Genomic DNA, 7295 nt, shown 5'->3' on the forward strand with positions numbered 1-7295 from the left:
CCTGAATGTGAATACATGTGTAAAGGGTGTGCGTAATGTCAACAGAAGGAAAGACGAAAGAATTAGACAATCCACTTTTTTATAATAATCGAGAGCTCAGCTGGCTTGGATTTAATGAGCGGGTTTTGGATGAAGCTCTTGATATGGACAACCCTTTGCTCGAACGGTTGAAATTTTTAGCTATCGTATCTTCCAATCTTGATGAATTTTTTATGGTGCGGGTCGCGGGATTGAAGGACCAAGTCAAAGCCGGTTTCAATAAACCGGAAAACAAAGCCGGCTTGACTCCGAAACAGCAACTTAACAAAATCGCCGAGATTAACCACAAAAATGTGGAAAAACAATATGCCGCCTATCAGTCTATGAAACCGGAATTGGAAAAAGAGGGAATTTCCATCTTGTCCATTGATGATCTGACGAAAGAAGAAATACAACGTTTTGAAACTTATTTCGATGAGGAGATCTTTCCAGTTTTGACCCCGATGGCGGTGGATGCCTATCGTCCTTTCCCGATGCTGTTGAATAAATCCATTAACCTTGCTGTCGTCATTCGTGACGAACTTGATCGAGAAGGAGCGGCGAAAACAGCGATTGTTCAAGTGCCATCCGTACTGGATCGTTTCGTAATTGTGAATCACGAAGATAAATATCAATATGTCCTATTGGAAGAAATCATCGGTCATTTCATGAGCAAGTTGTTCAAAGGGTATGAAGTTGAATCGATCACAGAGTTCCGAATCACAAGAAACGCCGATATGACAATTCATGAAGAAGGTGCTCGTGATTTACTGAAAGAGATTGAGAAAGAATTGAAGAAACGGAAGTGGGGAGCGGCTGTCCGACTAGAAGTCCGGGACGGAAAATATGACGAGAAACTAATCAGCTTTTTATTAAAAGTCCTGGAAATTCATAAAGATGACTTGTACATCACAAATGGACCGCTGGACTTAACTTTCTTATTCAAATTCCATAAAACGTTTGAAGACATTAAGGATCATCTTTATTACGAAACCTTGATGCCTCAGCCCCCTCGAGATCTGAGTAGTGATGAAAATATCTTCGAACAAGTGATGGATCGTGATGTTTTCCTACACCATCCGTTTGAATCGTTTGAACCTGTCGTTGACTTCGTAGCAGAAGCAGCGGATGATCCCCATGTGTTGGCCATTAAACAGACCTTATACCGTGTGAGTGGGGATTCCCCGATTATAGAGGCTCTCAAGCGGGCGGCGGAGAAAGGGAAGCAAGTCACCGTACTTGTAGAACTAAAAGCACGTTTTGATGAAGAAAACAATGTTCAATGGGCAAAAGAACTGGAAAAAGCGGGCTGTCATGTCATTTATGGAATGACCTACTTGAAAACCCACAGCAAAATCACCCTGGTGGTCAGGAAGAAGAATGAGAAAATTGAACGTTTCGTTCACCTGGGAACAGGGAATTACAATGACCAGACAGCATCGCTTTATACAGATATGGGAATCATCACAGCCAAGCGGAAGTTTGGAATTGATGCCACAGACTTTTTCAATTATTTAAGCGGGTTTACCGAGAAACCGCAATTTCATCACCTGTCAATGGCTCCGTTTGATATAAGAAATGACTTTATTCGTTATATTAATAATGAAATCCGTTTCCAAAAACAACATGGCAATGGGCGCATCATTTTAAAAATGAATTCATTGACGGATAAAAATTTAATTATGAAGCTTTACGAAGCCTCTCAAGCAGGGGTGCAGATTGATTTGATCGTGCGCGGAATCTGCTGCCTGCGTCCCGGGATCCAGGGTTTCAGCGATAACATTCGTGTGATTAGTATTGTCGGCCGGTTCCTGGAGCATAGTAGGATTTACTACTTCCACCATAACGGAGATGATCGTGTCTTTTTATCCTCTGCTGATATGATGACAAGAAACATGGTTAAGCGTGTCGAGCTTTTATTCCCAATCTATGAACCAGTGATAAAAAATCGTTTGCAAAAGATTTTATCTGTCATGTTGAGTGACAATGTCAAAGCGAGGGAACAAAAGAATGATGGATCCTATGAGCATGTTAAACGCCCTGAAAACGCACAGCCGATCAACAGTCAGATGAAACTTTATGATATGGCTTACCGTGTCTTAGAGGATGAAGAATAACAACGACATATCACTTTAGTGGCAAAAAGTGAAAAAGGCGTACCCATCGGTGCGTCTTTCTTGTTATAATGGAATGGATTTGGTCATTCATTAAAAAAATAAGCGAAATTTGTTGAATACGGAAGCGTTTCAATTCTATAATAGTACATGGACTTGGAAACGTTTTCGAGGAAACATTAGCCAACAACTACTTGGGGGTATTCTACGTGTCTAAACAAGGCTCCACTCAAAATTTTTGGGAAAAGTTCCATGGCCCCAACATGGGGTACATCGAAGAACAATTCGAACAATATGAAAACGATCCTAGTGCTGTCGATCCTTCCTTGAAGGAAATTTTTGATGAGCACGGGGCTCCTGAATGGATGGGAAGCGATACGGTTACTGAAACCAATGGATCTGCTTCACCTTCTGAAAGGGACATAGCTAAAATTACCTCAGCTTTGAAACTTGTTGAGGCTATTCGTCGTCATGGTCACCTACAAGCGAATATATACGCGGTAGGCAGTGATGAGCGACCTAAAACAAATTTGCTTGAATTAGAAACATATGGACTACAAGAAAAGGATTTAAAAGAAATCCCGGCTGATTGGGTGTGGCCTGATGCCCCAATGAAACTGGATAATGCACTTCAAGTAGTCAAAACATTAAAAGAACGATATGCAGGGACCATCTCTTTTGAGTTCGGTCATGTGAATAACGAAGATGAAAGAAAATGGCTCCAGGATAAAGTCGACACTGGTTCCTATACGGTGTCATTGACAGATGAAGAGAAGAAGCAACTGCTATACCGTCTTGCTGAAGTGGAAGGTTTTGAAAACTTCCTAGCGAAAACATTCGTTGCTCAGAAGCGATTTTCTATTGAAGGCTTAGACGTTATGGTGCCGATGCTTGATCATATCATTCAATCGGCTTCCGGAGACAAAATCAAACATATCATGATGGGCATGGCCCACCGTGGACGTTTGAATGTACTTGCTCATATCCTTGGCAAGCCTTATGATCGCATTTTTTCTGAATTCCACCTTTCTCCAGATAAGGAGCTGGTGCCATCCGAAGGTTCAATGGGAATCAATTACGGGTGGACAGGCGATGTGAAATATCACTTTGGTGCGCGAAGAGAAATTGAGAATGGCGAACAGTCCGCTACGCGTGTGACTCTAAGCCATAACCCTTCACATTTAGAATACGTCAATCCGGTAGTTGAAGGATTTACACGTGCGGCTCAGGATGACCGCTCAGAGCCGGGTTATGCAAAAATGGATGAGGACGAGGCATTCGGCCTTTTGATTCATGGTGACGCTGCTTTCATCGGAGAAGGTGTTGTAGCAGAAACCTTGAATATGAGTGACCTCCCAGGCTATCGCACGGGCGGAACGGTCCACATTATTGCTAACAACCTTGTAGGTTTCACGACGAATAGGAAAGACGGCCGCTCGACACGTTATGCGAGTGATCTTGCCAAAGGGTTCGAAATTCCTGTTGTTCATGTAAATGCTGATGATCCGCTAGCATGTTTATCAGCTATGGCCCTTGCGTATGAGTACCGTCAGAAATTCCATAAAGATTTCTTAATCGACCTCGTAGGTTATCGCCGTTTTGGTCACAATGAAATGGATGAACCACGCTCTACACAACCGAAACTCTATAAAGAAATCGACGAACATCCTACGGCTGCTGCTGTGTTTGAAAAGCAGCTCCAAGAAGAATCTGTCGTAGGCGAAGATGCTCTTAAAGATATGAAAGCGGAAGTAGAGCAAAAACTCCGTGACATCTATAACAATATGAACGAGCATGAAACGTCTTCTCCTGATGTGAAAGATCGTCCGAGTGGAGTCGAGCGAAACCTTGACGAAATTGATACAGCCATCGATCTAGATCGTCTTAAAGGTTTGAATGAGGGCATGCTGAAACGTCCAGAAGGATTTAATGGCTTCAAAAAGCTCGAAAAAATTCTTCAAAGACGCAGCAAAATGCTTGATGACGGACAGAAGGTTGACTGGGCGACAGCAGAAGCCTTGGCTTTTGCTTCAATTCTTGAAGATGGTCGTCCCATTCGAATCACAGGTCAAGACACAGAGCGCGGAACATTTGCTCACCGTCACCTTGTTCTTCACGACGTGGAAACAGGGGAGACGTACTGTCCAATGCATGGATTAGAACAGGCGAATGCGTCCTTTGATATTCATAACAGTCCATTGTCTGAAGCAGGAGTCATTGGGTTTGAGTATGGATACAGTGTGCAAGCACCAGAATCTCTTGTCCTTTGGGAAGCTCAATTCGGTGATTTCGCTAACGCTGGACAAGTCATCTTTGACCAGTTCGTATCTGCTGGACGTGCCAAATGGGGCGAAAAATCCAATATGGTCTTCTTGCTTCCTCACGGATACGAAGGTCAAGGGCCGGAGCACTCCAGTGCACGTCTTGAGCGTTTCTTACAGCTTGCTGCTGAAAACAACTGGACGGTTGCCAATGTCACGTCTTCCGCTCAATATTTCCACTTGTTAAGAAGACAGGCAGCAATCAGTAATCAGGAAGAAGCACGTCCTCTTGTGTTGATGACTCCGAAGAGTCTCTTGAGAAATCAACGAGTGGCGGTTTCCGGAGAACAGTTCAGCAAAGGGCGATTCCAACCGATTATGAAACAACCAATTTTATCTGAAAACAAGGATAAAGAAAAAGTGAAAACGCTCCTTCTTGGAAGCGGGAAGATCATGGTCGATATTGAAGATACGGTAGATGGAACCGATCAGACCTTTGAGACGATCGATGCCGTAAGAATTGAACAAATCTATCCGTTCCCTGAACAACGATTAGCTGAGATGTTAGAGTCTTATCCGAATTTAGAAGAATTAGTATGGGTCCAAGAAGAACCACAGAACATGGGTAGCTGGTACTTCGTCGAAGGGATTTTGCACAAACTCTTGAAAAAGGGGCAGATTCACCGCTTTGTCGGTCGTCCGCATCGTGCCTCACCTTCCGTCGGCGAGCCGAACATCCATAAAACGGAGCAGAATCGAATCATTCATGAAGCGCTACAGATGTCTAAAGGAGGAGAAACAAATGAAGGAAATTAAGGTTCCTGAATTAGCTGAATCCATAACAGAAGGTACAATATCAGAATGGCTCGTCAAAAAAGGGGATCAAGTGGAAAAAGGCGATCCCATTCTCGAGCTTGAGACAGATAAAGTAAACGTTGAAGTGAATGCAGATGCTAGCGGGGTTATTGCTGAATTGTTGAGAGAAGCAGGAGACGACGTTGAAGTTGGCGATGTGATCGCTAAAGTCGATGAAAACGGCGAAGCCGGAGGTTCAGATGAAGACACTTCTTCTGATGAGGAAGAAGCTGAACCAGAAGAAGAAAAGGAAGAAGAATCCAACAAAGAAACAGAATCTCAGAAAAAAGAAGAGCAGCAACAATCTTCTCAAGAGAAGAAAGAGTCTTCCAGTAAGAATTCTAAAGACGTGATTGCTACTCCTGCCGCTCGTAAACGCGCGCGTGAACTAGGAATTGACTTGAGTGAGATTTCCGCACGCGATCCCCTTGGCCGCATCCGTCCGGAAGATGTCGATGCAGCTGCTAAAGGAGAAAGTAAGCAGGAATCTAAAGGTTCTTCCAAGTCTTCTTCTGAGGACAAACCTAAGAAGAAAAAAGAAGAAACGAAGAAAACAGAATTTGATAAGCCAGTCGAACGGGTGAAAATGTCCCGCAGACGCCAGACGATCGCTAAGAGACTTGTTGAAGCACAGCAGGAATCTGCGATGTTAACAACCTTCAACGAAGTAGATATGACCAATGTTATGAAGTTGAGAGGTGAGCGTAAAGAATCCTTCCTGAAGAAACATGACATCAAATTAGGATTTATGTCCTTCTTCACAAAAGCTGCGGTTGGAGCATTGAAGGAATTCCCGTTACTGAATGCAGAAATTCAAGGAAACGAAATCATTAAGAAACAGTTCTATGATATCGGTATGGCTGTCTCAACAGACGAAGGTCTCGTCGTTCCTGTTGTCCGTGATGCGGACCGTTTGGACTTTGCAGGTATTGAGAAAGGCATTGCTGACCTTGCGACAAAAGCACGGAACAAAGAGCTGGGCCTTGATGACCTTCAAGGTGGTTCATTTACTATTACGAACGGTGGAATATTCGGTTCTATGCTTTCCACACCGATTTTGAATGCACCTCAAGTAGGAATCCTTGGTTTGCACAACATTGAAAAACGCGCGAAAGTCATGCCGGATGACACAATCGAAGCTCGTCCGATGATGTACATTGCTCTTTCCTACGATCACAGAATCGTTGATGGAAAAGATGCAGTACAGTTCTTGCGCAGAATTAAAGAAATGATTGAAGATCCATTCGACCTATTGCTCGAAGGCTAATAAAAATCCCCTTCCACGATTTCCGTGGAGGGGGATTTTCTTTACTCCAAATCCACAAACGCTCTTGTAGAAGACTCAGATTCGAGATAATGAGGGTTCGTTTGCCCTGTTGGCAGTCAGGGGTGGTTGGGAAGCCGCTCGCTTTCCTGCGGTGATGACGGAGAGCCTCCTCGAGCTCCGCTCTGCAGGGTCTCTCCAGCCAATCCATTCCCGCGGAGTCTCCCAGCTTCCCAACCACCCCATCCGATGAATGTGAGAAACGAAACGGACACCTTTATCAAGTTGGATTGTTTCCACTATCCCACTGTTAGAAGAATAAAGCGCTCTGTATCAATCTCTCAAGATTCATATACTTGGGCATGGGAGTTTTAACCTTATACTCCCATCAAGCTGAATAACTGCATATTCTAGAAGTGGTTTCGAGACACTCATACGGCCAAGGGCGGAGGGGAACGGTGAGACTCCTACCATGAAAATAAAGTTCTATAATATGGAAAAATGGCAATACTAAAGTAGACGCAGCTCATTCTTCTTTTTGAGGAGAGCGTCTCATTCAAAGATCTATTGAGTTGGAGAATGGACTTAGGATACCTTTGGTTCCTCAATTGTCACTGTGTAACCTAACCCCTCTAACCTACGCAATGAGTGCTTAACAATGGCTTGTTGTTTTTGTTTATCGAAGTAATCTTCTCCTAAATCTACATACATTTCCTTTCGTGTTAAGAGGTAGTAGGAGATTCGTAACATCGCATGAGCTACAACGATTCCTGCGCGCTTTTT

General features: G+C 43.6%; 3 protein-coding genes and 1 pseudogene. 3 read left to right on the top strand and 1 reads right to left on the bottom strand.

The window, feature by feature from the left end:
* The first annotated feature begins 35 nt into the window (after positions 1–35).
* From BLS23_RS20185 to odhB, 3 genes are all read left to right on the top strand, one after another.
* Complete coding sequence (locus BLS23_RS20185; RefSeq protein ID WP_089654809.1) at positions 36–2135, top strand: RNA degradosome polyphosphate kinase; 2100 nt, start codon at positions 36–38, stop codon at positions 2133–2135.
* A 260-nt stretch (positions 2136–2395) separates the two neighbouring features.
* A complete protein-coding gene (locus BLS23_RS20190; protein WP_244157289.1) occupies positions 2396–5209 on the top strand; it encodes a 2-oxoglutarate dehydrogenase E1 component in 2814 nt (937 codons plus the stop codon).
* On the top strand, positions 5196–6515 hold the full coding sequence (gene odhB / locus BLS23_RS20195; RefSeq protein WP_089654811.1) for a 2-oxoglutarate dehydrogenase complex dihydrolipoyllysine-residue succinyltransferase: 1320 nt from the start codon (positions 5196–5198) through the stop codon (positions 6513–6515). The genes BLS23_RS20190 and odhB overlap by 14 nt, the downstream gene beginning before the upstream one ends.
* 582 nt (positions 6516–7097) lie before the next feature.
* On the opposite strand, the pseudogene BLS23_RS21930 reads toward odhB, so the two are convergent.
* Positions 7098–7295 (bottom strand): annotated as a pseudogene (locus BLS23_RS21930) (IS110 family RNA-guided transposase); the annotation flags it as partial.

Source organism: Halobacillus aidingensis (genome assembly GCF_900104185.1).
Classification (GTDB): Bacteria; Bacillota; Bacilli; order Bacillales; family Halobacillaceae; genus Halobacillus; species Halobacillus aidingensis.